The following is a 24279-nucleotide window of genomic DNA, read 5'->3' as shown; positions in this document are numbered from 1 at the left end:
AGTGGATGAATTGTGTACAATTCGCCCTTGTAAATTTTTACCATCACCGCCACCGATTGAGGTTGTTACATGACCGAGCAAAAAAAGATTAACTTATTAGATTTAAACCGAGATGCAATGCGAGAGTTATTTGTATCATTCGGTGAAAAGCCATTTCGTGGCGATCAGGTGATGAAATGGATTTATCATTTTGGCGTAGATAATTTCGACGAAATGAGCAACGTAAACAAAAAGCTAAAAGAAAAGCTTAAAAATGAGTGTGAAATCGTTGCACCTGAAATTTCAGTTCGCCAGCAAGCCAGCGACGGTACAATTAAATATGCACTCGTACTTGAGGGCGGCCAAGAAGTTGAAGCTGTTTGGATCCCAGAAAAAGATCGCGCCACATTATGTGTATCGTCTCAAGTGGGCTGTGCACTGGAATGTACTTTTTGCTCAACGGCACAACAAGGCTTTAACCGTAATTTAAAAGTGTCTGAAATTATTGGCCAAGTATGGCGTGTAGCCAAAGACATTGGCCTTGATGGAAACAGTGAAAAACGCCCTGTCACTAACGTCGTTATGATGGGAATGGGCNCGAGCCGCTACTGAATGTTAAAAACGTAGTCCCGGCGATGGAGCTGATGATGGACGACTGGGGCTTTGGTTTATCTAAGCGCCGCGTTACATTAAGTACCTCGGGTGTAGTACCTGCCCTTGATTTATTAAAAGAAAAAATAGACGTAGCACTGGCTATTTCACTTCACGCTCCTGATAACGCACTGCGTGATATTTTAGTACCGATCAATAAAAAGTACCCAATTGAAGAATTTTTAGCGGCCTGTCGTCGTTATATTGATGGCTCAAAAGCCAATAAAGATGTCACCATTGAATACGTTATGCTTAATGGCGTAAACGACAGTACCGACCAAGCACATGAACTGGTTAAAACGCTAAAAGGTACGCCATCTAAGGTAAACCTTATTCCGTTTAACCCGTTCCCAGGTAATGAGTATACGCGTTCAAGCAACAGCCGAATTGACCGTTTTTCAAAGGTATTACAAGCTGCGGGGATTACCTGTATTGTTCGTCGTACACGAGGGGACGACATTGACGCTGCCTGTGGTCAGTTAGCTGGCGATGTGGTTGATAGAACAAAACGTATGGCTAAAAAGAAAATGCGTGATGACAATGCAATTGCAGTAAATATTCACCAAGCCTAACTAAGTAACTCTGTGCCTTTGTGATAAATTGTTTATTTTTAAATAAATGATGCAACACAAAGGCTTTGAGGTAAGATAGAGGCTATGGAAATAAATAAAGAGACAAGGTAATGCGATCTTTACTTGCTTTAGCACTATCAACACTACTTTTAAGCGGTTGTGTGACTGAAAATAGTTACAACGGCAGTGACAAACCCGTCGTCGAAAATAAAATAAACAACGCAGGCGCAGCACGTACCCGCATTGCTTTGGCATTACAATATTTAAACACCGGTAATAATTCCCAAGCAAAATACAACCTTGAGCGTGCGAGCGAATATGCACCAAATCTTCCCGAAGTTCATTATTCTTTAGCCTATTACTACCAACAAGTTGGCGAAAATGCATTAGCCGACAAAGCCTATCAAAAAGCGTTGGCGATTAAGCCTGACGATCCGAACACCCTAAATAACTACGGTACGTTTTTATGTAGTATTGATGAGTATGATCGCGCGACCGATCAATTTTTAAAAGCGATTGAAATTCCTAGCTATATTCGTGTAGCACAAAGCTATGAAAATTTAGCCTTATGCGCCATTGAATTTAATGACTTTACCAATGCAGAAAGCTACTTTCAACAAGCGCTAAACCACAGCTCGCAACGCGCCTCTACATTAATAAGCTTAGCGGCTTTGTATTACGCCAAAAGTGACTTATATAAAGCCAGTACTTTAATAAAACGTTATGACGATACTGCACAGGTTTCTTCGCGAGCATTGTTACTCAGCTACTTGGTTAAACAACGCATGGGTAGAATAGAAGATGCTGAAAAAATTGCAGCTACCATTTTGCAAACGTACCCAAATAGTGTTCAAGCTAACGCCATTCGTGACAACCAATTAAGGCAAACAGAGTTTGAAGTGCTGCGCGAAAAGTACCGCCAAGCACAACTTGATGAATTGCAAGAAAGCAGTAATAACAATCAAATTATTGTGGAGCCAAAAATAAAAATTATTCGTAAAAAAAGCCCAACATCTGCTGTAAACTCTGATGATTCAGTAAAGTAAGCTGCATAAAATACAACAGAGACACAAATACCTTTTTAAATTAGTATAAATAAGAGTAAAAACGAGTGTATCGGTTGATATCGCTCGTTTTACTGTAAACCAATTTAGCATTTCAGTGTGATTCAATGCTAAACTGCTATATGTTAGGTGCATTAAAGGGCTTTAAAAATAAAAACAGCAAAAATTTTAAAAGGGCGATACTAACGTTTTTATAAAACCGCAGCTGATGATACCCTTTAAAAGCGTGCATTCTAGTAGCAAGAATAAACGAACACTAAAAAATAAAAACAAAGTCTTACTCTGGTTATTAAGCCAAAACATTAACTTTTACTCGTGGATCCAGACTCATACATATTATGAATGAAGATAATACACAACCGCAGAGCGACGAACCCTCTGTAGGACAAATACTAAAATCGCATAGAGAAAATGCAAATATCAGCATTGCTGAAATCGCCTCGCTATTAAAGCTAACAGAATCACAAGTTGAGCATATTGAAAGCGACGAGTATCATTTACTCGGTGCAAAAACGTTCGTTAAAGGCTATATAAAAAACTACTGCCGCACACTAAACATTGATAGCACAGCTATCTTAGCGATGCTGCCGGCTTTTAGCACATCAGATAAACCGGTCGATATGCAAAGCTTTTCAAGGCGCACAGAAAAAGAAGCCCATGACAGCCGACTTATGACCGTAAGTTACTTAATTTTAGCTATCGTTATTGGTTCTTCTGCAGTGTGGTGGTGGCAAAATGCAATGCCTATTGATGAACAAACTAAAACTATTAATGCTAATAACTCGCTCATAACTCAACAACAAGAAAACACCAAGCTGTTAGCTGAAGCCGCCGACGAGGCACTATTAAATGACATTGAATCTACAGAAGAAGTAGATTCTGCATTACAAAATGAACAACAAACAATTCAAGCTGCGCCAGTTAATAATGCACAGAGCACCAGTGAGCCAAAAAACAGTGATTTAAGCACCATTTTTATGATGTTTAACGATGAGAGCTGGGTAGAAATTCACGATGCCAATGATGAAAAAATTGCTTTTGGTGTAAAAAAAGCAGGCTACGAAATGACCCTAACCGGAGTAGCGCCTTTTTCAGTGGTATTAGGCAAGCATGATGTTGTTCGTATTACCCTAAATGGTGAGCCAGTTGATATTTCGGCCTTTCCTAAAAACCGTTTAGCTAAATTTAAATTACCCTTAGCAGAGTAGTCGCTATGTTTTCAGAATCTCCTATAAAACGCAGAAAATCCACACGCATAAATGTGGGTAATGTTCCTATTGGTGATGGTGCACCTATTGCCGTGCAGTCGATGACCAACACAGATACGATGGACGTTGATGCCACTGTAGCCCAAATTCAAGCTATTCAAGATGCCGGTGCAGATATTGTTCGCGTGTCAGTACCGACCATGGATGCCGCTGAGGCATTTAAAAGTATTAAAGAGCAAGTGTCGATACCCCTTGTCGCCGATATCCACTTTGACTATCGCATTGCATTAAAAGTAGCAAAATACGGTGTTGATTGTTTGCGTATCAACCCAGGCAACATTGGCAGTGAAGAGCGTATTAGAGCGGTAGTTGATTCAGCGCGTGAGCATAATATTCCTATTCGAATAGGGGTAAATGGCGGTTCACTTGAGCGCGATCTACAAGAAAAATACGGCGAACCCACTCCAGAAGCCCTATTAGAATCGGCTATGCGCCACGTAGATATATTACGCCGCTTAGACTTTGATCAATTTAAAATTTCAGTAAAAGCATCAGACGTATTTTTAGCGGTAGGCGCGTATCGCTTGCTCGCTAAAGAAATCGACCAACCACTGCATTTAGGAATAACTGAAGCTGGCGGCATGCGCTCTGGCTCTGTTAAATCGGCCGTTGGTTTAGGGATGTTATTAGCAGAAGGCATTGGTGATACGCTGCGCGTATCTCTCGCTGCAGACCCAGTACAAGAAATAAAAGTTGGCTTTGATATATTAAAATCACTGCGTATTCGCTCGCGCGGGATTAACTTTATTGCTTGCCCAAGCTGTTCACGCCAAGAGTTTGATGTGGTGAGCACCATGAACCAACTTGAAGAACGTTTAGAAGACATTATTGAACCGGTTTCAGTGTCTGTAATTGGCTGTGTTGTTAACGGCCCAGGCGAAGCGCTAGTCAGTGATATTGGCCTTGCCGGTGCAAACCGTCGCTCAGGCTTATACATAAATGGCGAACGCCAAAAAGCCCGTATTGATAACAATAATATTGTTGATCAGCTCGAAGGCTATGTGCGCGATTTTATCGAGCAAAAGCAGCAACAAACACCAATCGATATAAAAATCGTAGAGTGATTTAAACGCCAGCAATATGCATTCAATTGACTTTTTTAGTAGCGGCATTCACAGCGCAGTACAAATTACATACACACCGCTATACTCGCAATTACCTTGTAGTTAGGGTTATAATGCGCGGTCGATTTTTTTAGTTTTACGTGGTTGCAGTCTAAGACTGCACATAAACAGATTTAGGATTTATCAGTGGCAAAACAAATTCAGGCAGTTCGCGGTATGAACGATTGCCTGCCAGGCGATACGCAAGTTTGGCAGAAAGTAGAGCACATTTTACGCGAGACCGTATCATCGTTTGGTTATCAAGAAATTCGTTTTCCAATTGTAGAATCAACCGACCTATTTAAACGCTCTATTGGTGAAGTAACCGATATTGTAGAAAAAGAAATGTACACCTTTGCCGATCGTAACGGTGATAATTTAACTCTGCGCCCTGAGGGTACCGCGGTGTGTGTACGTGCAGGTAACGAAAATGGCCTGTTATACAATCAAGAACAACGCCTTTGGTACATGGGCCCTATGTTTCGCCATGAACGCCCACAAAAAGGTCGTTACCGTCAATTTCACCAATTTGGTTTAGAAACCTTTGGTATTGCCAGCGCCGATATAGACGCTGAAGTTATATTACTCACGGCGCAACTTTGGGAAGCATTTGGCATAAGCGACCATGTACGCTTAGAGCTTAACTCATTAGGCTCAAATGAAGCGCGCGCGCAGTACCGTGATGCCTTAATTGCCTTCTTAGAACAACATACCGATGTACTAGATGAAGACTCTAAGCGTCGTATGTACTCTAACCCGCTGCGCGTTTTGGATACTAAAAACCCAGATATACAGGCAATATTAGTGGATGCGCCAAAATTATCTGAACATTTAGATACTGAATCAAAAGAACATTTTGAAAATTTATGTGAACGATTAGATGCCGCAGGCGTCAAATACACGGTTAATGAAAAGCTAGTTCGTGGCTTAGATTATTACAACCGTACTGTATTTGAATGGGTAACCGATAGCTTAGGTGCACAGGGTACAGTATGTGCCGGTGGTCGTTATGATGGCTTAGTTGAGCAATTAGGCGGTAAATCAACCCCGGCAGTTGGTTTTGCGATGGGATTAGAGCGCCTAGTTTTACTACTTCAAGCACTTGAATGTGTAGGTGACATACGCCGTAGTACTGATGTATATTTAGCAGCCATGGGCGACAAAGCCAGCATTCAAGCGCCTATTATTGCATCTACGTTACGTCGAGACGTACCTGGATTACGCGTTATGGTGCATGCTGGCGGTGGTAACTTTAAAAAACAATTAAAACGTGCTGATAAAAGCGATGCATTAGTCGCGGTTATTATCGGTGAAGATGAATTAGAGCAAGGCGTTGTGACCATAAAGTATTTACGTGAGCGTAAAGAACAAGTCACATTAGAACTAGAACAAGCTAAAGCGCTACTTGCAGAACTAATTAATAGTTAAAATTACATAAAGCGCAGCGAGTAAAGCGCTTTAATAGAGGTAAGCATGGAAATTTATTCAACTGAAGAACAACAAGCAGAAGCGATTAAACGCTTTTTTCGTGAAAACGGCCTATCACTTGCGTTAGGTGTAATTGTTGGCTTAGGTGGTTTGTACGGTTGGAAGGCCTACAACCAAAACCAAATAACAACAGCAGAGCAAGCATCTGATGCCTACACTAAGCTTGTTGAAAGTGATGACGTATTAGCCTCTGCTGATGCCTTCATCAGTGAAAATAAAGACACTCAGTACGCAACTTTAGCGGCATTTGTTGCTGCAAAAGAAGCGGTAGATGCACAAAAATTAGATGTAGCGAATGAAAAGCTAAGCTGGATTGTATCAAATGTCGATAACGCGCAGCTAAAAGCCATTGCCACTACGCGTTTAGCGCGTGTGCAAATTGCTCAACAACAATACGATGACGCATTAACTACATTAAATTCACCATTGCCAGAGGCATTTAATGCAAATATTGCTGAGTTAAAAGGCGATATTTACACTCAGCAAGGCAATAAAGAACAAGCACGCGTAGCCTACCAAGCTGCGGTTGATGCCGGTGGATTAACCAGCAATCCTCTATTACAAATTAAGTTAGATGACCTAGCAGTAACTAGCCCAGCGGCATAAGGTTTTAGGCATGAGAAAAATAACAACAGCAACGCTCGCCCTTTGTATAGCAACACTTATGGGCTGTTCATCAAGTGATGATGATGAAGAACTGGTACTTCCTGAAATAGCCAATCAGTTTGAAACAGAAGTTGTTTGGCAAGAATCAATAGGTAGCGGTGTAGAGCATTACTTCTCACGCCTATCACCAGCTGTTTATAAAGATACTGTGTATGTAGCGAGTCGCGAAGGCCAAGTAGAAGCGTTATCACTTGCCAATGGTGATACGCTTTGGGAAACCGATGTTCGTCATGATTTATCGTTTTGGCCTTGGAGCGATAACGATAGTGCAAAATTATCAGGCGGAATATTACAAGCTTATGGTAAAATCTATTTAGGTTCAGAACATGGCTATGTCATTGCCCTTGATCGTGAGACAGGTAAAGAGGTATGGCGTAAAAAAGTGCCAGGCGAATCACTTTCTAAACCTGCTGCAGGCGATGGTTTAGTGTTTGTTAATTTAGCATCAGGTAAGTTACTGGCCCTGCATCCTGATACGGGTGAAGAGCGCTGGAGCTTTGAGCAAGAAGTGCCAGCACTTACCTTACGCGGTCAAAGTTCACCAACCGTCGCTAATGGTGGTGTGTTGGTTGGCCTTGAAACAGGTAAGCTCAGTGTTTTAATTTCTGAGAGCGGCTACTCAGCGTGGAGCGCAGAAATTGCAGTAGCAAAAGGCGCATCAGAGTTTGAGCGTTTAGTTGATGTAGATACACAACCACTTATTAGTGGCCCGTTTGCTTATGCGATTGCATACAATGGTAACTTATCAGCAGTTGATATTCGTTCTGGTAATGTTGTATGGAAACGTGAATACAGCAGCTACCGTGAAATTGCCATGGATTTGCAAACAATTTACGTTGTTGATAGTAACGGCGTTGTTTATGCACTTGATAAAGATTCAGGCATTGAGCGTTGGAGCCAACCCGCTCTTCGTGGCTGGTACTTAACAGGCCCAGCGGTTGCCGGTAATTATTTAGCGTTAGGTGACCAAGAAGGCAATTTGCATTGGTTAAATAAAGACACTGGCGAGCTAGTATCTCGTGAAGACTTTGACAGCTCAGGTTTTTTTGTTGAGCCTGTTGTTGCTGACGATAAGTTAATTTTATACACCCGTGATGGTGAAGTTAGCGCGGTAAAAATACCGAACTAACTGTCTACTATTAGTGTAAGGCACTAATAGTTAATTATTTTTTGTAAGGCTTCGCACTGCGAAGCCTTTTGTTGTTTTTTAAAGAGGTAGTGTATGCTTCCCGTGATCGCTCTTGTAGGGCGACCCAATGTGGGCAAATCCACATTATTTAACCGTTTAACACGTACTCGTGATGCACTCGTTGCCGACTTTCCTGGCTTAACGCGTGATAGAAAATATGGCCAAGCAAATTACGATGGCTTTGAATTTATCGTGGTAGATACGGGCGGTATTGATGGCTCAGAAGAAGGTATCGAAACCGAAATGGCTGATCAGTCATTACTGGCCATTGAAGAAGCGGATATTGTTTTATTTTTAGTTGATGCTCGCGTAGGTATGACAGTGGCTGACCAAGCTATTGCTAACCACTTACGTAAGCAAGAGAAAAAGTGCTTTGTGGTAGCCAATAAAACCGATGGGATTGATGCTGACTCGAACTGTGCTGAGTTTTATCAACTTTCACTCGGTGAAGTTCATCATATCGCTGCCGCTCATGGTCGTGGTATTACTTTACTGCTCGAACAAACACTTCAGCCAGTTATTGCTGAACTTGCCGCACTTGATGAAGATGTAGCCGATGACGATGAAGAACTTATCGACTTATATCAAGAAGGTGAAGAAGATGACACAGATCACCAAGCGTTTGCCGACAAGCCGGTAAAGCTGGCTATTATTGGTCGTCCTAACGTTGGTAAGTCAACCCTTACTAACCGTATACTGGGTGAAGATCGCGTTATTGTATACGATATGCCAGGTACAACGCGCGACTCTATCTATATTCCGATGACCCGTAATGATAAAGAATATATTCTTATCGATACAGCCGGTGTGCGTAAACGCAAAAAAGTAAGTGACGTGGTTGAGAAGTTCTCAGTCATTAAAACACTACAAGCAATCGAAGATTGTAACGTGGTGCTATTAGTGGTTGATGCCCGCGATGGTATTTCAGATCAAGATTTAAGCTTATTAGGCTTTGCCCTTAACTCAGGGCGCTCATTGGTGATTGCCGTGAACAAGTGGGATGGCCTAGATAACTACGTTAAAGATCGTATTAAAACTGAGCTTGATCGTCGTTTGGGCTTTATTGATTTTGCCCGCTTGCACTTTATCTCTGCGCTACATGGTACGGGTGTTGGTCATTTATTTGAATCAGTTGACGAAGCGTATGAGTCGGCAACTAAACGTATAAGCACCGCTATGCTGCGTCGTATTATGGACATGGCACAAGCGGATCACCAGCCGCCACTTGTTCGCGGTCGTCGTGTTAAGCTTAAATATGCGCATGCTGGGGGTTATAATCCGCCGCGTATCGTCATTCATGGTAACCAAGTTCATGATTTACCTGATAGCTACAAACGCTACCTAATGAACTACTACCGTAAAGCACTTAAGATTATGGGTACGCCAATCAAAATTGAATTTAGAGAAGGCGATAACCCATTTGCAGGGCGTACTAATAAAGTAACCCTGTCGCAAAAACGTAAGATTCGCGCGTTTAGTAAAGAAAACCGCAATAAATCGTAATGGCTTTAATTTAGTCAATTGAAAAAACGGCGTACTTTATAGGACGCCGTTTTTTATGATTCAAAATTAAGTAATGCCAATTGCACCAGCCGTTCAACTGTAGTGCCTTGAACGTTTTTAGGCGCTTTAGGATAATATTTCGATTTTGGCGGCTTAATAGTTATAAACCCATGATTGGTGGCCATTTCATGGGCTAGCAGTTTTCGTTCTTTGGGTGTTAAATGGTTTTCGTGTATTTTGCTTAATTCGCCACTATCAAGCCATATTCCTGCACAGCTTGGGCATTCATCTATTTCAACTGCTTTTAGCGGTGAAAAATACCTACGCATCATCACTATGCTTGGGCATTTAGGGCAATTTACTCGCATTGCGACTTCACCCTCACCTTCGGCATAATTACTCAAATACTTAAGTAAAACCTGACCATGTTTTAACTCTGGCGAGCTAAATTTAAAAATTTGGCTGTTATCGAAAAAAACGCCGCCTAACGACGATGTATAAACAGTGATACCGCCAACTAATATAGGCTCCAATGGTGTCTTTGTTCGAGGGCACAACATTTTCAAAAATCCTTTTTATTTTCATACCTAAAGTTAAATAGTTATTCTAACGCTTTGTGTATCAGGCCAATTAATGGTGTGTGACCTGCCAATACAAACTCATGTGCATTATCTGACATTTTTTTCCAAGTACAGCGAGTAATCCCAATCCATTTTTCTTCATCATAATCGGATTTCGAACCTGCAAAGCTAAGCATGAAATGCTCAATAAATATTTGGGTGTTGGCTATTCGCCTTATCGGTTAGCAAAATACGTTATTAAATATCGCCACCCCAATATGTTTTATTTTAAACACCAGTAAAACAATAAGCTAGACTGCTGTTAAAAACCAACGCATTAATTGAGTGAACTTGTTATTATCATAAAATCAGCGCGCATAAATAATAATTAAAATTTTAAAAAGTGAAATTCAACATGCTAAAAAAAACAATTTTAGCTATTGCCTTAGCAGCCACCTCGCTGCCAAGCTTAGCCGACAGTAACAGCGATTTAAAAACCATTATTGATAACCACTGGCAAAACGCCAAAGCTGAGAAAATATTTTTTAGAACTGATCCTGATGGTTGGAAGCCCAACGGCCCCCTACCCGATTGGAGCGAGCAAGCCATTGCGAAGCGCCAAGCTTACAACAACAGCGTACTAAAAAACTTAGCCAGCATTGATCCTAAAACGCTCAATAGCGAGCAGTTAATGAACTACCGCTTGTTTAAATATGAGCGAGAAACCGAGCAGCAAAGCTACCTTTACCAAGATAAATACTTTCCGGTTAATTTTTTAAGTGGCTGGCATACTTACTTTGCAGAAGCGCCGGCTAACATGGCCTTTTTAACCGCCGAGGATTACGATGCCTTTTTAGTGAGCCTTGGTGATTACCCGCGCTTTAATCAGCAAAACATTAATTTACTGAAGCAAGGCATTCAAACTGGTTTTACCCACTACTGCGAAACGTTTAAAAATTATGGCCAAAGTATTAGCGCCCATATAGTTAAACAACCTGAGAATAGCGCCTTATATGAGCCATTTACTCGCATCCCTAATACATTTACTGCAGCGCAAAAAGAAACTTACCAAAATAAAGCTAAAGCGTTAATTGCCTCAAAAGTCGTGCCTGCTTACGAGCACTTTTACGACTTTTTTGAAAACGAGTATATGCCACATTGTAGAGCGCAGCCCGGTATTGCAAGCATCAAAGGGGGCCTTGATTATTACAAATATACAGTAAATTATTACACCACAACAAATGCGACCCCCAAGCAAATCCATGAGCTTGGCCTTAAAGAAGTGGCACGCATCAAAGCGCAAATGCAAAGTATTATTGATGAAGTTAGCTTTGATGGCAGCTATAGCGAGTTTTTAGAATTTTTGGCAACCGATGAGCAATTTTACGCAACCGATCCCCAAGACTTGCTCGAAAAGACCGCTTTTATAACCCAAAAAATGTATGGCAAACTCCCCACTTACTTTGGCCATTTGCCGCGTAACACCTTTACTATAAAAGGCTCAGCGAGTCGCGGTGCGTTTTATATGCCACCTGCTGATAACCGCTCACCGGGGACTTACTTTTTAGCCTCGACTCCAAAGCTACAGCCTTTATATAATTTAGAAGCACTTAGTCTGCACGAAGCCATACCTGGGCATCATTTACAAAACGCCATTGCAATGGAATTAGACGTTCCTGAATTTAGACGCACACTTAGTCACTCTGCTTTTGGCGAAGGCTGGGCACTTTATACAGAGCGTTTAGGTAAAGAAGCGGGCTTTTACCAAAGCCCATACAGTGACTTTGGCCGTTTAGGCTACGAAATGTGGCGCGCTGTGCGCTTAGTGGTTGATACCGGCATTCATGCCTTTGCCTGGAGCCGCCAAAAGGCGATTGATTATTTGGCTGATCATACCGCCTTGCCACAAAGCGCCGTGGAAGATCAAATAGACCGCTATATTTCATGGCCAGGCCAAGCGCTTTCATACAAAATGGGCGAAATTAAAATACGCGAACTGCGTGCAAAAGCCGAAAAACAGCTAGGCGCTAAATTTGATATACGCAGCTTTCACGACACCGTTATTGGTCAAGGTTCACTTCCTATGGCGGTACTTGAAGATGTAATTAACGACTGGATAGCACAGCAAAAATAAAGCTAGGGGCGGTACTATTTGCCGCCTCTTACCAAATGGACTTTTTAATGAAACACCTACTTATTTTTATATCGCTCATTTTATTTAGCGGCCAAGCAAATGCTTTTTGTTTGGATTTATCAAACTATATAGAGGGCGTAAGTTATGGCGCTTGTGGGGATCAAACTGATTCAATTCTCCTTACGCCTTATTTTATTATATGGATGCTTTTAAACGTGTTATTCGGACAGACTCTTAATAAACCAAATATACACGTGGGTTTTAAATATTTACTTTTTCTTTGTGCGCTCCCACTAAGCCCGTTAGTACTTTTAATGAATTTAACTGGAATAATGGTATCTCGCATTTATAAAAAGCATTCAAATACGACAGCAAATAAACCCCAACCTAACTATGATTGCACAGAACCAATTAATGAAAAGTCGAGCGTTAATTTGATAATAATTGGTGAGTACACTTTTGACAGCATGCAGCAAACTTTAATTAAAGAAGATAGTCACTTCACATTAGAGCCTAAATGCATGCAGGTACTAAGCTATTTAGTTGAACAACAACCAAGAATAGTTAGTCTTGAAGAGTTACATAATAATGTATGGGAGAATCAAATAGTAACCGACACCGCAGTTAGGCGAGTTATTAGCAAACTACGTGTAGCCCTCAATGATAACGACACAAAAAATCCTAAATACATAAAGTCTGTAATGAAACGAGGGTATCAGCTAATAGCTGAAATAAAAACACAACCAATTGAATAATAATAATTTATAAAAGTTATAACCAAGGTAATACCATGGTTATAACTTTATAATAACTAGTTAACGGCTTTGTTATCGTTATTTTTTGCCAAACGTTTTAATTTATTTAGGCGCTGTAGAGCGACCCATAAAATTAAATAATTAAGGAAAAAAAATATGAAACATTTACTCCCGCTAACACTATTATTTATTACAACATTAGTTACTATCAGCCTAATAGGTAACGCTCAATGTATAGAAATAGGTAGCGCATCTATTGCTAGTATTTCATTCGGCACTTGTGATTTATCAAGCTCTAAAACAACGCTATCACCACTAGTTACTATTTTTTGGTTAGCAATGAATATGCTTTTTGCAGTAATACTGCCTAAACCATCTATTGCTAAAAAGTACAAAATTGCTTTATTTATTTGTAGTTTACCGCTTAGCGTATTTGTGTATTTAATTGCTTATGTATCTATAAACCTAACTAACACGAACAAACAAGCTTAATAAAACCTAAGCAGGTGAGTAAGTATTACTTGCTCACCCTTTAATTACTAAAACTTGCAGCTAACTAATCCCTACCCGTTTTTGCTTCGTAAAATAAATGATTTTAAAAACCAGAGCATAAGTATGAAAAAAAGTATTCTGTATTGGCTGCAAAATGACTTGCGCATTGACGACAACCCCATACTCAATGATTTATCACAACAACAATGTGAGTTGGACTTGGTCTTTGTGATTAACCCTGCTTGGTTTAAAAGCAATAACTACCAACAAAAACCCTATGGTGTCCACAAACAACGCTTTTTAATGCAAAGCCTATATGAGCTACAGGAGTCTGTTTTAGAGCTTGGCCAAACTTTACATATTATTGAAGGCGATCCAGTTGAGGTATTAACACAGCGTATTAATGAGCTTAGCATTAACGAAGTTGTATATAGCCAGCAAATAGGTGTATATGAGCAACGCCAAATTAGTGCTCTTAAGTCAAAATGCACGACTTTGGTATTTAAATCTGTGATGCAAGATACTTTATATCAACAACAGCAACTGCCCTTTGAACTAGCTAATTTACCAACCGGCTTTACACCTTTTAGAAAAAAGATCGAAGCGGCAGAAATTAGTTTAGCCACACATACATTTTCAGCAGCAAGATTGCCTCCACCTATTATACTTTGCGCAAAACAACCGATAGAAAAGCCAGCAACAGGGAATACACAATTACTTGGTGGGCATCAGGCTGCGCTTGAGCACTGCCTCAACTATTTTTCATCCCCACTACCGAGTAGCTATAAAATCACTCGCAATGAGCTAGATGGCTTTGATAACTCAACAAAATTTAGTAGTTGGCTGGCTTTTGGCTGTATTAGTGCCAAGCAAATTTTTTGTGCCGTAGATGCTTATGAAGCGCGCCATGGAGCAAACGAGTCAACTTACTGGATCAAGTTTGAATTGCTCTGGCGTGAGTATTTTAAGTGGCATGCAATTAATGTTAAGCATCAGTTATTTACCTTTAAAGGTAAGAAACAAAGCTCGCCACTTACCACGTTTAGCCCGAATCGTTTTGCTAAATGGTGCCAAGGCAGTACACCTTACCCGTTAGTTAATGCCATTATGAAAGAGCTAAACGCAACAGGCTTTATTAGCAACCGCTCAAGACAAATCGTTGCTAGCTGTTTAGTGAACGAACTACAACTAGACTGGCGCTATGGTGCGGCTTACTTTGAGCAACAGTTAATCGATTACGATGTGGCGTCGAATTGGGGTAATTGGCAATATATTGCTGGAGTTGGTGTCGATCCGCGCGGCGGACGTCACTTTAATTTGCAAAAACAAACTCAGCAATACGATCCGCACGGTGAATATATTACCAAGTGGCAAGGAAATGAGCATTGCGATGCACAATTAGATGACTTAGACGCCGCTGATTGGCCAGTGTAAAAATAAAACCTCGAACATGATATTGGCTAGCTGACTCTCGTTATAAGCCTAAGGTTAAATCTTGGGCGAGAGTGTCGCTGGTTTTTTCTACTACGCGGTTAACTTCAACCCCGTTATGCTTAACAATAAAAGTGGGGGTATATTGTAAGTCATGCGCTAGGGCAATACCTGCTTCATCACGTTTGTCATAACCGACTGTAACAAAAGTTATTTTCGAGAGTTTGACCTTCGATTCATCGAGTAACTTTATTAATCGAGGTACTTCACGGGCACTGTCATGACACCACGTACCTAAAAGCACTAATACCTCTTTACCTGCTAGTTTTTGCATCAATGCAATGTCTTGCGGTGTGGGCGGAAATGCTTGGTATTGTTTAGCAAATTTATCGTGCTCGCTTAATAAACGCTTAGCAGAAATAGCGTCCGAGTGTGGTTTGAGCGTTGCATTCACTGCCAGTGGTAAACTCAACATTAAAAGAAAAATTAATTGTTTAAACATAATCTTATACTTAAATAGTGTTTTAGTTACTATACCCACAATCGAGCTTAAGTAAATAAAATTTACATGCTTTTATCCATAAAATCATCCACTTGTGATAAAACGGCTAAGTACTCACGTTTGACTTCTTTGTTTTGTTCTAATTTATCTAAGTCACCGATTAACGTTACTAATTGCGTATGTGAATAACTCGATGTTGTTCTAAACTCGTTCGACGCCCCCACACCACTGAGTCGTTTTCTTTCATCCATACGATGACTATCTTCATTTTTCTCGAGCCAAATATCGTTAATAACACGAATATTGCTCTCACTGGTGGTTGTTTCTTTTAATTCCTTTTTTAGCTCGTATTGAGATATTTCGGGATTAAACTGATACACTTTTTTATCTACATCCACCTCATGAGCCTGATCAAGGGCAACCAATTCGTTATTTTTTACAGCGGTACCAATAGTGTAATTTTCTTGTTTGTCATAATAATCAGGAGGGATGTCAGAGCGGTTACCTTCTTCATAATTAAAACGCGTGCTCGCCGCTTTATCTTGAGTAACTCCAGTTAACCCTGCTGATTTTTGGTGTTCTGTATTTTGACTCAGCTTTGTGGTGCTTGTTGCTATGTAATCACCTTGATCCATTGCAAAAGAAAATTTCGCATCAAAATCAGCTAACTTAGATATACCATCACCTAAGGAATTTTTATTACTGCTTCCTAGCCCTTGATAACGTGGATCACGGGTGATCATATTGTCAACTAAATTAGCGACAAGCTCGCGTCCATTAGTAAACTGCTTTGTAGCAACTGACTCAATTTCACTGTAGCGCTCAGCGGCTGATGACATACTACTAAACGCACTTTTAAATACAGCCAACCCTTGTTTCATTACTTCATCACTTTTTTGGCCAAACGCCGAACGCGTACTTTTCTCTGAGCTATTGAGCTGGCTATCTTCTAAACTCTTATCGAGCGCTTTTATGTATTGCTGCATTTGGCTTTTGTCTTGAGCGCCAATGGTTGACATATCAAGCGAAAAATCAATGTTGTTCTGTCCATTTACCGATTCAAACTCTAGTATTTGCTGCTCAGAATCCTCATCAAGGGTATAGCTTAAATTAAGCTCATTGTCTTTTCCAAGTAGCGCTCCATCAGCATCGGCAGTATTTCCCTCTGACGTTGAAAAATACAAATCAAAACCCGAAAGTTCTTTGTTATCAAAATTGCTTAGAAAGCTTAAATCTAAATCAGCTTGGTTTGCGGGTACGTAACGACTGTAAGCGCTTTGTTTAGCCTTAAAAAATTCATCCGCCATTTCACCAACACCAGAAAGTACTTGCGTTAATGCTTGGTGTTCAGCCTCAGATAAGTCGCCATCTACTTCATAACTTACGCTAAATTCGTCAGTGGTTTCGCCTGTTTCCTCATCATAACCTTGCGCAGAATGAAGAGTGATTTTAATAACATCACCTTCTTTGGTTTTTACCGAAAGCTCAAACCCATAGTTATCATCATCTTCATATCGCTCGCGGTTAAAACTTTCCATAAAGGGGTCTAGCGAGCGTTCAACACGCTGCTGACTAGACGCTAAAAACGTTTTTTGATTGAACCCAAGCTGCCCCAAGTTTGATAAAATATCGCTAGTGTTAGCATAAGCGCCTTGAATATTTTTTACCGAGCTGTTTAAACGCTCAATTAACTGATCACTACGTTCATTTTTTAATAGGCCCTCTTGCTGAGAACTTATCACCGTACGTAGTGCAACCTCTTCACTAGAGAGCTTATAATTTGAGCCACTGGGTGTGCTGGAAATCGTGAGTAAAGAGGATAATTGCTGATTAAGTATTTCATCGACTTGTTCGTCACTAAACTGACTGAGCATTTCATCAGTGATTGTTGCCGTGCTTGGCGCTAAGTGAGCTCTCGATTGTAAACCTGTGGGCACATTGCTGTGGTTTGAATTATTGACTGATTGGGCAAGCAACGCATTTAGGTTAGCATAATTGCCTTGTAGTTTATTAACCATGATTATCCTTAATCTTCAGTACAATTAAGTACTTTGTCGGCCATCTAATTAAAACCTTTAATTCTTTTTTTATTATTCAAGCATAAAATATTTTAATAAAAACGTTAGTTTAAAAGTAATTAACACGTTTTGGCGAGCAATGATTTGAGTATATCAGGTACAAATTTGCGCTGTGCGGTAATGGCATAAAAGTGCTCAAATGCATCAGGTAAACGTTGGTATTCAACCAGTAGGCCTTGTTCTATTTCATCCTTTACTACAACTGATGGCAATACCGATAGTGCACCAATATCACGAGCAAGTAATCGCAGCATAGCCATATCATCAGCCTCTGCTTTTATTTTTGGCTGATATTGCCAGCGGGCACACAAAGCATTAAATGAGTCTCTAATCGCGGAGGTTTTACTGGGTAGCACCCATTGTGCATCTGTGTAACCGCTAGGAAATTGACCGCGTGTTTTTTTATCTGCAGGGCCCACTATGGCTAATGGCTGACGAGATACCAACTGGCTTTGCCACAGTTGATCGTAGTGCTCAAGTCCGATGGGTTTATTGGTTAAAACTAAATCCATTTCGTGCTCTGCCAAACCATTTAACAGCCCATCCATACGCCCTGCAGTAAGCGAAAAGCGTACTTCGTCGTTACTCATTAAAGGGTTAATAAATTCCTCGATAAAGTTACGAGAGAGCGTATTAAGCACCCCGATTGATAAATGCTGAGTTTGGGAAATCATCCCTTTATGAATAAAAGACGACAGCTCTTCGCCCTTAGTGAATATATCGTTAGCGTACATTTGCACCCGCTTTCCCATATCGGTTAATGCCAAGGTACGTCCTTTACGTTCAAATAACTCAATATTAATGGTGTGCTCTAGCTGTTTAATTTGAGTGGAGAGCGCTGACTGCGATAAATGCAGCTCTTTAGCGGCTTGGGTTAAGTTACCAATTCGGGCAACAGACCAAAAATAATACAAGTGATGGTAGTTCAAACGGCTCATTATAGTTCTCTTTTATAGAACGTTTATATGCATTATATCTATTTTTATTTAGTTATCTAGTTTGTCATACTCCAATAACTAAATAAGGAGCACTGAATGAGCGAGTATATTATTTCGTTGTTATTACTAATGATGCCATTAAGCACATTTTTAGCGGCGTGGCTAATTGGCCGACAACCTTGTGCCTCAAATGGCAATGTACTGTTTAAAGTGATGCTATTTAATAGTGTTGCATTTATCAGTGCCGTTGCACTTTATCGTATTTATGCCTTTGATTTACTGAGTTTCTTATCGCTCTCAGTGACCCGCGCTATTATGCTAGGACTAATCCTGTTCATAACGCTAATATTAATTCGGTTTTGCAAACACTATATGCAAGGTGAGCCACGTGTAAACTATTTTTGGCGCTGGCTGCTATTAACCGTAACCGCAGTGCTGATTGTAGTTATGAGCAATCACTTAGCGCTATTTTGGCTAGGCTGGGTGTCAATTAGTTTAGCACTGCATAAACTATTAATGTTTTATCCTGAGCGCCCTCGTGCGGTACTCGCCGCTCATAAAAAGTTTATTGTGGCACGCGTAGCTGAATCCTTATTACTCGTCGCATTTATTATATTATCGGTTACTCACAATAGCCTATACATTAGCGATATCACTACTTTTTATCACACCACCACACTACCGCTATCTTTGGCTGAACAACTCGCGGCCTTTTTAATCGCTTTTGCAGCTTTAATCAAATGTGCTCAGTTGCCTATGCATGGCTGGCTAATCAAAGTGGTTGAGGTGCCTACACCCGTCAGTGCCTTATTGCATGCTGGGGTGATAAATTTAGGTGGCTTTTTATTAGTTTTATTTGCGCCTTTGTTTATTCAAGCTGCGGCTGCACAGTGGTTAATTTTAATTATTGCTGGTTTAACTACGGTGATCAGCGCTTTGATAATGACTACCCGAATAAGCGTTAAAGTAAGGCTTGCTTGGTCTACCAGTGCGCAAATGGGATTAATGCTCATAGAATGTGCGCTGGGATTATTTGAACTGGCTCTGCTTCACCTTGTTACTCATTCAACCTATAAAGCCTTTGCATTTTTAAACTCAGGCAACGGTGTAAACGAAGATCTGATTCGCCGCCACATTCCAAAACAATCACCCACGTGCTTTGCTTGGTTAACGGGGGCATTGGTGTCGATTACCCTAGTTGGCGCTGCATGGTTCATTAGCGGCTATCAAGGTGCGGTCAGTGTGTGGCTACTTTTAGCATCGGCTTTAACTATTTTACTGGCCAACCAACATGGCGCTTCTAACGTGCAAACTCGCAGTAAAAAGTTGTTAATTGCACTCTTAGTAGTTTTTAGCTATGTGGTTGCTAAAAATATATTTACTTTAGCACTAGAGCTTGAGCAGTGGCGCGAAGCTGCATTTAGCCTCGCCGATAGCTGGGTAATAGCCCTTATTTTAACGTTAATGATTGCCAGCTACTTTTTACGCTACCAGTCTTGGCGACCACAGGTTAAATCACTTTCCACCCTATTATTTGCAGGCTTGTATTTAGATGAGTGGTTTACGCGATTAACCCTAAAAATATGGCCGATAAATTTACCTAATAATGGCCACACCGATTTAAAAAATCATGCAGCTGGAATCACCGTTGAGGAATCAAAATGAGCAATCAAACGCATTCAAATCACACGGCATTATCGTTAAGTGACACTGAAAACAACATACTTAATAAAGTATGCGGTTACATAGCACCAAACTGGCCTTTAGATCAGATGATTGCCGTTAACCCATTTTGGGAAATGCGCCACCTGCCTATTGAAGATGTAAGCGCACGCATTGATACCTTATGTAATGCCAATATGCTCATGCCTAAAGACTTTTATCAGCACAAGTACGACAACGGCATAATTACTGATAACCACTTAGCTGATGCAGCCAAGTTACTTAACAGTGACTTTACGCATGAGCAACTCACAAAAACCCTTCACATTGATGTTCCCTTAGTGGATTGGCACAACATTGCAGATTTACTCGACCAGCAGCGCAATAAACATAAAATGGCTTGGCATGATGAAATTACCCATCAATTGAGCCAGTTTTGTGCCGCGCATTATCAGCAGCTTGGCCCTATGCTTCATGGTGATGACACATCATCACAATCACCTTTATATCGCCATTGGTTAACCGTTATTCAAGCGGATAAAGGCATTAGTATTGTAATGGATGAAAAGCATTTAAATGGCTACTTTAAACGACTGCCCACTTGCGCTGATGAACTGATTGCACTAACACTCTCAACCCTTAATATAGATAACGACTCGTTAGAGTTATATGCTCATTCGCTGCTTTTAGATATTAATGGTTGGGCATCGTGGTTAGCGTATTTGCGATTCCAAGGCCAACTTTACGCTAAACCCAAAGATGATATGAAACAGCTACTGGCCATGCGAATGGCATGGGACTTGGTTATTTGGCAGTATCTAGCAGATCATGATAGTGCTTCATTTAAACAACTACAAAGTCAGTGGCAGCAAGAAAAGTCACTCGTAATTGAGCGCCTGCATGCACACAAATTGGCACAAAAGCCATTATGGGTGTGGGCAAAAGCACTGGAGCTGAGCTATCAATACCCGCTTAATCATGCGCTGCAAAACGCCACTAAAACGCCAGTGAACAACGCTCAATTACAAGCAGTGTTTTGTATTGATGTACGCTCAGAGGTTATTCGCCGCGCGCTTGAATCGCAAAGTAAAAATATAGAAACCTTCGGCTTTGCCGGCTTTTTTGGCTTGCCACTAGAATATCAAGAAAATGGTAGTGCAATTACTCGTCCTCAACTACCCGGGCTACTCAAACCAGCCATACATGCCACACAAACACACAAAGACGCGGCGCTTGAAGCATCTCGTCAAAATAGTGCTACATGGCAAAGTTGGTCAAAATCAGCCCCCTCATCGTTTTCTATGGTTGAATCAGCAGGCTGGCTGTATGCATTTAAATTAATAAAAAATACCTTTTTATCTAAAGGTAAAGCTAAAAAGTGCGCAACCACCGACTGGCAATTAACACAAAACCAGCAAAAACTGACCCTAAAAGACAAAACCGACTTAGCTCAAAAAGTGCTTAACACCTTAGGAATAAAAGAGTTTGCGCCGCATGTTATGTTGGTAGGTCACGCCAGTCATACAACTAATAACTTGCACAGCGCTGGCCTAGAATGTGGAGCCTGTGGAGGGCAAAGTGGCGAAGTTAATGTACGCGTGCTGGCTAACTTACTAAACGATACCCAAGTGCGCCAAGCGCTTAAAGAGCGAGGGCTAACACTGGCACAGAGCACGCAATTTATTGCCGCTATTCATAACACAACCACGGATGTCATCACCGCTTACGATACCGAGCTTAATGACAATCTAAAAAAATGGCTAACCGTTGCCACGCAAACCGCTCAGCAAGAACGCTTAGTAAATATCGACCCGCAGTTAGTTAATAAAACCGCGGATGAAATTAACCATGCTTATCAACAGCGTGCCCGCGATTGGTCGCAAGTACGCCCAGAATGGGGGCTTGCTAATAACGCCGCCTTTATTGTTGCACCACGAGCCTGGACTCGCAGTGTTAACTTACAAGGACGCTGTTTTTTACATAATTATGAATGGGAAAACGATAACGAATTTGCGGTATTAGAACTGATCATGACCGCCCCCATGATAGTAACCCATTGGATCAATAGTCAATATAATGCCTCGGTTACCGACAACCATAAATACGGCAGTGGTAATAAAATACTTCACAACGCAGTCGGCGGTAATATTGGATTATTTGAAGGTAATGGCGGTGACCTTCGTATTGGCTTAGCCATGCAGTCACTGCACAATGGGGAAAAATGGATGCACGAACCAATTCGCCTTAATGTATATATTGCTGCGCCGCAATCGGCAATCGCGGCAATTTATAACAAACATGTCATGGTGAAGGAGCTGATTGATAACCATTGGCTCACTCTCATTCGCTGGGGCGATGATAATACCCTAGAGCAGTTCGAAAATGGACATTTCTCAACTATTTCAGCCTCTAATGAGCCAATATAAGCTATGCCAAAGATAGTCATTGCCACGAAACATAAAAAGGCGCCTTTAGTAGCTCCCGCTTTGGAGCCACTTGGTTTTGAGGTATTCACTACTGATTTATTTGATACCGATACACTTGGGATGTTTAGTCACGAAGTACAACGTCATTGTAGTGCCAACACAGCGGCACTGACAAAAGCTCAGCGCGCATGTGAACTCACAGGCGAGCAATTTGGGCTTGGCAGTGAAGGCAGTTTTGGGGGTGGGCCGTACCCGGGTTTAATGAACTGGGACGAAGAAGTTATTTGTTTTTATGATAAACACAATAACAATACTATTTATGGATATGCTGGCGGGCCATTTTCGCCGAGCAGCTTAAGCATTAGCAGTGAAACCAGTGCTGAATCAATCGCTACTGCATGTCAGCGCTATAAAAACCAACATTGGATACTTGACGACACCCAAACGCTTCATAAAGGGCTTAGTATAAAAGCGCTTATTGCTTTATATACAGAAAAAACGCCAAGCACAGGTACAATCGCGCCTGATCTAAGGGCCATGTATAGCCCGCAACGCCAAGTAATTATTAGCCGAGCTGCAGAAGATCTTGCAAGGCGAATATCATCAACATGCCCACAGTGCCAAAACCCTAACTTTGTTGCTAAACAAGTTACAAAAGGCTTGCCCTGTGAGCTATGTAATATGCCAACAGAACAAATGAAATCAACTACTTCAGTGTGTGATAGTTGCGGCTTTAGCCACATTGAAACAAATAAAAAACGCGTTGCTGATGCAACATATTGCCAGTTTTGTAATCCTTAAGAGTTATTATGACATCATTACAACCCACTCAATTATTGAATACTGAAGAGCGTATTAACCAAGCCGTGGCACTATTAAAAGCGGGCGAATGCGTTGCCTTACCCACAGAAACTGTGTACGGCCTTGCTGCCGATGCGAGCAATAGTGATGCTGTAGCAAAAATATTTGCCGCGAAAGGACGCCCAACAAACCACCCGTTAATTGTGCATATTCCTGAACTATCACATGTGCACCACTGGGCAAAAAATGTAAATAAGGCAGCGATTACACTTGCTGAAGCCTTTTGGCCAGGGCCGCTCACACTTATTTTAAATGCAAAAGATAATTTAAATAGCCCTGTAACAGGTGGATTGAATAGCATCGGTTTACGCGTACCAGCACATCCGCAATTTTTAGCCGTTTTAAAACAATTAAATACTGGACTTGCAGCTCCCTCAGCTAACCGCTACAAACAACTAAGCCCAATAAATTCAGCCCATGTTATGCGCGATTTAAATGGCCGAATTAGCGCGGTATTAGAGGGCGGGCAATGTGATGTGGGTATTGAGTCAACGATTGTTGATGCCACCACTGAGCAGCTTCGCATTTTACGCCCAGGGCCCGTATCCGCTGCTGATATTTTGCAAAAAACCGGACTAAATGTCACTACACCGCTTTCACACAATGAGGCAGTGCCTGGTAATGTAAAGGCGCATTATCAGCCCCATGCTCCTGCAATACTTGTTAATAGCGCAGATTTTCCAAGTGTTTTGAGTAACACTCCCCATTTGCAAACACATTATTTAATCTATTCAACCAAGGCAGAGCAACAGTTATTAGCTAATCACATTTCGCCTCAGTATATTACTAAGCTCAGTGCTTGCCCTGTTGAGTATGCTAAAAACATGTATAAAACGCTGCATCTTATTGATGAGACAACCCCGATGAATATTTATATCGAAAAGCCGCCAGTAGGCAGTGAGTGGGGTGCTGTGAATGACCGCCTTAGCCGTGCCACCACAGTATTTGCAGGATAAG

Annotated in this window: 18 protein-coding genes and 3 pseudogenes; 16 read left to right on the top strand and 5 right to left on the bottom strand. The window is 41.1% G+C overall.

What is annotated here, in order from left to right:
* Positions 1–69: 69 nt before the first annotated feature.
* From L641_RS22435 to der, 8 genes and pseudogenes are all read left to right on the top strand, one after another.
* Positions 70–1202: pseudogene (locus L641_RS22435) on the top strand (bifunctional tRNA (adenosine(37)-C2)-methyltransferase TrmG/ribosomal RNA large subunit methyltransferase RlmN).
* Between the two features lie 110 nt (positions 1203–1312).
* Positions 1313–2212 (top strand): annotated as a pseudogene (gene pilW / locus L641_RS0117430) (type IV pilus biogenesis/stability protein PilW); the annotation flags it as partial.
* Positions 2213–2604: 392 nt separating this feature from the next.
* The gene (locus L641_RS0117425; protein ID WP_013462931.1) at positions 2605–3474 is read left to right on the top strand and encodes a RodZ domain-containing protein; all 870 of its coding nucleotides are present in this window, start codon (positions 2605–2607) and stop codon (positions 3472–3474) included.
* A gap of 5 nt (positions 3475–3479) precedes the next feature.
* Complete coding sequence (ispG, locus tag L641_RS0117420) at positions 3480–4598, top strand: flavodoxin-dependent (E)-4-hydroxy-3-methylbut-2-enyl-diphosphate synthase (RefSeq protein WP_013462930.1); 1119 nt, start codon at positions 3480–3482, stop codon at positions 4596–4598.
* A 186-nt stretch (positions 4599–4784) separates the two neighbouring features.
* Positions 4785–6065: a histidine--tRNA ligase gene (gene hisS, locus L641_RS0117415; protein ID WP_013462929.1), complete on the top strand. Its 1281-nt coding sequence runs from the start codon at positions 4785–4787 to the stop codon at positions 6063–6065.
* A 45-nt stretch (positions 6066–6110) separates the two neighbouring features.
* Positions 6111–6731, top strand: coding sequence for a tetratricopeptide repeat protein (locus L641_RS0117410; protein WP_013462928.1), 621 nt, complete (start codon positions 6111–6113; stop codon positions 6729–6731).
* A 10-nt stretch (positions 6732–6741) separates the two neighbouring features.
* Positions 6742–7920, top strand: a complete 1179-nt coding sequence (gene bamB, locus L641_RS0117405) for an outer membrane protein assembly factor BamB (RefSeq protein WP_013462927.1) — start codon at positions 6742–6744, stop codon at positions 7918–7920.
* A 93-nt stretch (positions 7921–8013) separates the two neighbouring features.
* A complete protein-coding gene (gene der, locus L641_RS0117400) occupies positions 8014–9483 on the top strand; it encodes a ribosome biogenesis GTPase Der (protein WP_010389444.1) in 1470 nt (489 codons plus the stop codon).
* 53 nt (positions 9484–9536) lie between these two features.
* On the opposite strand, the gene L641_RS0117395 is transcribed toward der, so the two are convergent.
* Both L641_RS0117395 and L641_RS23410 read right to left on the bottom strand, forming a co-directional pair.
* Positions 9537–10043, bottom strand: coding sequence for a zf-TFIIB domain-containing protein (locus L641_RS0117395; protein ID WP_024602631.1), 507 nt, complete (start codon positions 10041–10043; stop codon positions 9537–9539).
* Positions 10044–10084: 41 nt separating this feature from the next.
* Positions 10085–10258, bottom strand: a pseudogene (locus L641_RS23410) (DUF4202 domain-containing protein); the annotation flags it as partial.
* A gap of 200 nt (positions 10259–10458) precedes the next feature.
* On the opposite strand from L641_RS23410, the gene L641_RS0117385 reads away from it, so the two are divergent.
* The 4 genes from L641_RS0117385 to L641_RS0117370 all read left to right on the top strand — a co-directional run bounded on the left by L641_RS0117385 (position 10459) and on the right by L641_RS0117370 (position 14858).
* Positions 10459–12177 (top strand): DUF885 domain-containing protein, encoded by a 1719-nt coding sequence (locus L641_RS0117385; protein WP_029750443.1) that lies wholly within the window; start codon positions 10459–10461, stop codon positions 12175–12177.
* Positions 12178–12491: 314 nt separating this feature from the next.
* A complete protein-coding gene (locus L641_RS23635) occupies positions 12492–12932 on the top strand; it encodes a winged helix-turn-helix domain-containing protein (protein ID WP_244186399.1) in 441 nt (146 codons plus the stop codon).
* 156 nt (positions 12933–13088) lie between these two features.
* On the top strand, positions 13089–13424 hold the full coding sequence (locus tag L641_RS0117375) for a hypothetical protein (protein WP_024602629.1): 336 nt from the start codon (positions 13089–13091) through the stop codon (positions 13422–13424).
* Between the two features lie 123 nt (positions 13425–13547).
* The gene (locus L641_RS0117370; protein WP_024602628.1) at positions 13548–14858 is read left to right on the top strand and encodes a DASH family cryptochrome; all 1311 of its coding nucleotides are present in this window, start codon (positions 13548–13550) and stop codon (positions 14856–14858) included.
* 40 nt (positions 14859–14898) lie between these two features.
* On the opposite strand, the gene L641_RS0117365 is transcribed toward L641_RS0117370, so the two are convergent.
* The 3 genes from L641_RS0117365 to L641_RS0117355 form a co-directional block, all read right to left on the bottom strand.
* Positions 14899–15357: a thioredoxin family protein gene (locus tag L641_RS0117365; RefSeq protein WP_024602627.1), complete on the bottom strand. Its 459-nt coding sequence runs from the start codon at positions 15355–15357 to the stop codon at positions 14899–14901.
* A 62-nt stretch (positions 15358–15419) separates the two neighbouring features.
* Positions 15420–17375, bottom strand: coding sequence for a hypothetical protein (locus tag L641_RS0117360; RefSeq protein ID WP_024602626.1), 1956 nt, complete (start codon positions 17373–17375; stop codon positions 15420–15422).
* Positions 17376–17494: 119 nt separating this feature from the next.
* Positions 17495–18373 carry a LysR family transcriptional regulator gene (locus L641_RS0117355; RefSeq protein WP_024602625.1) on the bottom strand — a complete coding sequence of 293 codons (879 nt, stop codon included), beginning with the start codon at positions 18371–18373 and terminating at the stop codon, positions 17495–17497.
* 96 nt (positions 18374–18469) lie between these two features.
* Between L641_RS0117355 and L641_RS0117350 the strand changes: the two genes are divergently transcribed.
* The 4 genes from L641_RS0117350 to L641_RS0117335 are packed head-to-tail and all read left to right on the top strand — an operon-like array spanning position 18470 to position 24278.
* The gene (locus L641_RS0117350) at positions 18470–20038 is read left to right on the top strand and encodes an NADH-quinone oxidoreductase subunit L (protein WP_024602624.1); all 1569 of its coding nucleotides are present in this window, start codon (positions 18470–18472) and stop codon (positions 20036–20038) included.
* Positions 20035–22461, top strand: a complete 2427-nt coding sequence (locus L641_RS0117345) for a DUF2309 domain-containing protein (RefSeq protein ID WP_024602623.1) — start codon at positions 20035–20037, stop codon at positions 22459–22461. The genes L641_RS0117350 and L641_RS0117345 overlap by 4 nt, the downstream gene beginning before the upstream one ends.
* A 3-nt stretch (positions 22462–22464) precedes the next feature.
* Positions 22465–23262 carry a DUF6671 family protein gene (locus L641_RS0117340; RefSeq protein ID WP_024602622.1) on the top strand — a complete coding sequence of 266 codons (798 nt, stop codon included), beginning with the start codon at positions 22465–22467 and terminating at the stop codon, positions 23260–23262.
* A gap of 8 nt (positions 23263–23270) precedes the next feature.
* Complete coding sequence (locus L641_RS0117335; protein ID WP_024602621.1) at positions 23271–24278, top strand: L-threonylcarbamoyladenylate synthase; 1008 nt, start codon at positions 23271–23273, stop codon at positions 24276–24278.
* Position 24279 lies beyond the last annotated feature (1 nt).

The sequence above is a fragment of the Pseudoalteromonas sp. TB41 genome (assembly GCF_000497975.1).
Classification (GTDB): Bacteria; Pseudomonadota; Gammaproteobacteria; order Enterobacterales; family Alteromonadaceae; genus Pseudoalteromonas; species Pseudoalteromonas tetraodonis.
This window is presented reverse-complemented; position numbering and strand designations above follow the sequence as displayed.

Coding starts and splice junctions, on each gene's coding strand:
- der (WP_010389444.1), top strand. CDS start 8,014: ATGCTTCCCGTGATCGCTCTTGTAGGGCGACCCAATGTGGGCAAATCC.
- L641_RS0117410 (WP_013462928.1), top strand. CDS start 6,111: ATGGAAATTTATTCAACTGAAGAACAACAAGCAGAAGCGATTAAACGC.
- ispG (WP_013462930.1), top strand. CDS start 3,480: ATGTTTTCAGAATCTCCTATAAAACGCAGAAAATCCACACGCATAAAT.
- L641_RS0117335 (WP_024602621.1), top strand. CDS start 23,271: ATGACATCATTACAACCCACTCAATTATTGAATACTGAAGAGCGTATT.
- L641_RS0117365 (WP_024602627.1), bottom strand. CDS start 15,357: ATGTTTAAACAATTAATTTTTCTTTTAATGTTGAGTTTACCACTGGCA.
- L641_RS0117370 (WP_024602628.1), top strand. CDS start 13,548: ATGAAAAAAAGTATTCTGTATTGGCTGCAAAATGACTTGCGCATTGAC.
- L641_RS0117385 (WP_029750443.1), top strand. CDS start 10,459: ATGCTAAAAAAAACAATTTTAGCTATTGCCTTAGCAGCCACCTCGCTG.
- L641_RS0117355 (WP_024602625.1), bottom strand. CDS start 18,373: ATGAGCCGTTTGAACTACCATCACTTGTATTATTTTTGGTCTGTTGCC.
- L641_RS0117350 (WP_024602624.1), top strand. CDS start 18,470: ATGAGCGAGTATATTATTTCGTTGTTATTACTAATGATGCCATTAAGC.
- L641_RS0117345 (WP_024602623.1), top strand. CDS start 20,035: ATGAGCAATCAAACGCATTCAAATCACACGGCATTATCGTTAAGTGAC.
- bamB (WP_013462927.1), top strand. CDS start 6,742: ATGAGAAAAATAACAACAGCAACGCTCGCCCTTTGTATAGCAACACTT.
- L641_RS0117395 (WP_024602631.1), bottom strand. CDS start 10,043: ATGTTGTGCCCTCGAACAAAGACACCATTGGAGCCTATATTAGTTGGC.
- L641_RS23635 (WP_244186399.1), top strand. CDS start 12,492: ATGAATTTAACTGGAATAATGGTATCTCGCATTTATAAAAAGCATTCA.
- L641_RS0117360 (WP_024602626.1), bottom strand. CDS start 17,375: ATGGTTAATAAACTACAAGGCAATTATGCTAACCTAAATGCGTTGCTT.
- L641_RS0117425 (WP_013462931.1), top strand. CDS start 2,605: ATGAATGAAGATAATACACAACCGCAGAGCGACGAACCCTCTGTAGGA.
- L641_RS0117340 (WP_024602622.1), top strand. CDS start 22,465: ATGCCAAAGATAGTCATTGCCACGAAACATAAAAAGGCGCCTTTAGTA.
- L641_RS0117375 (WP_024602629.1), top strand. CDS start 13,089: ATGAAACATTTACTCCCGCTAACACTATTATTTATTACAACATTAGTT.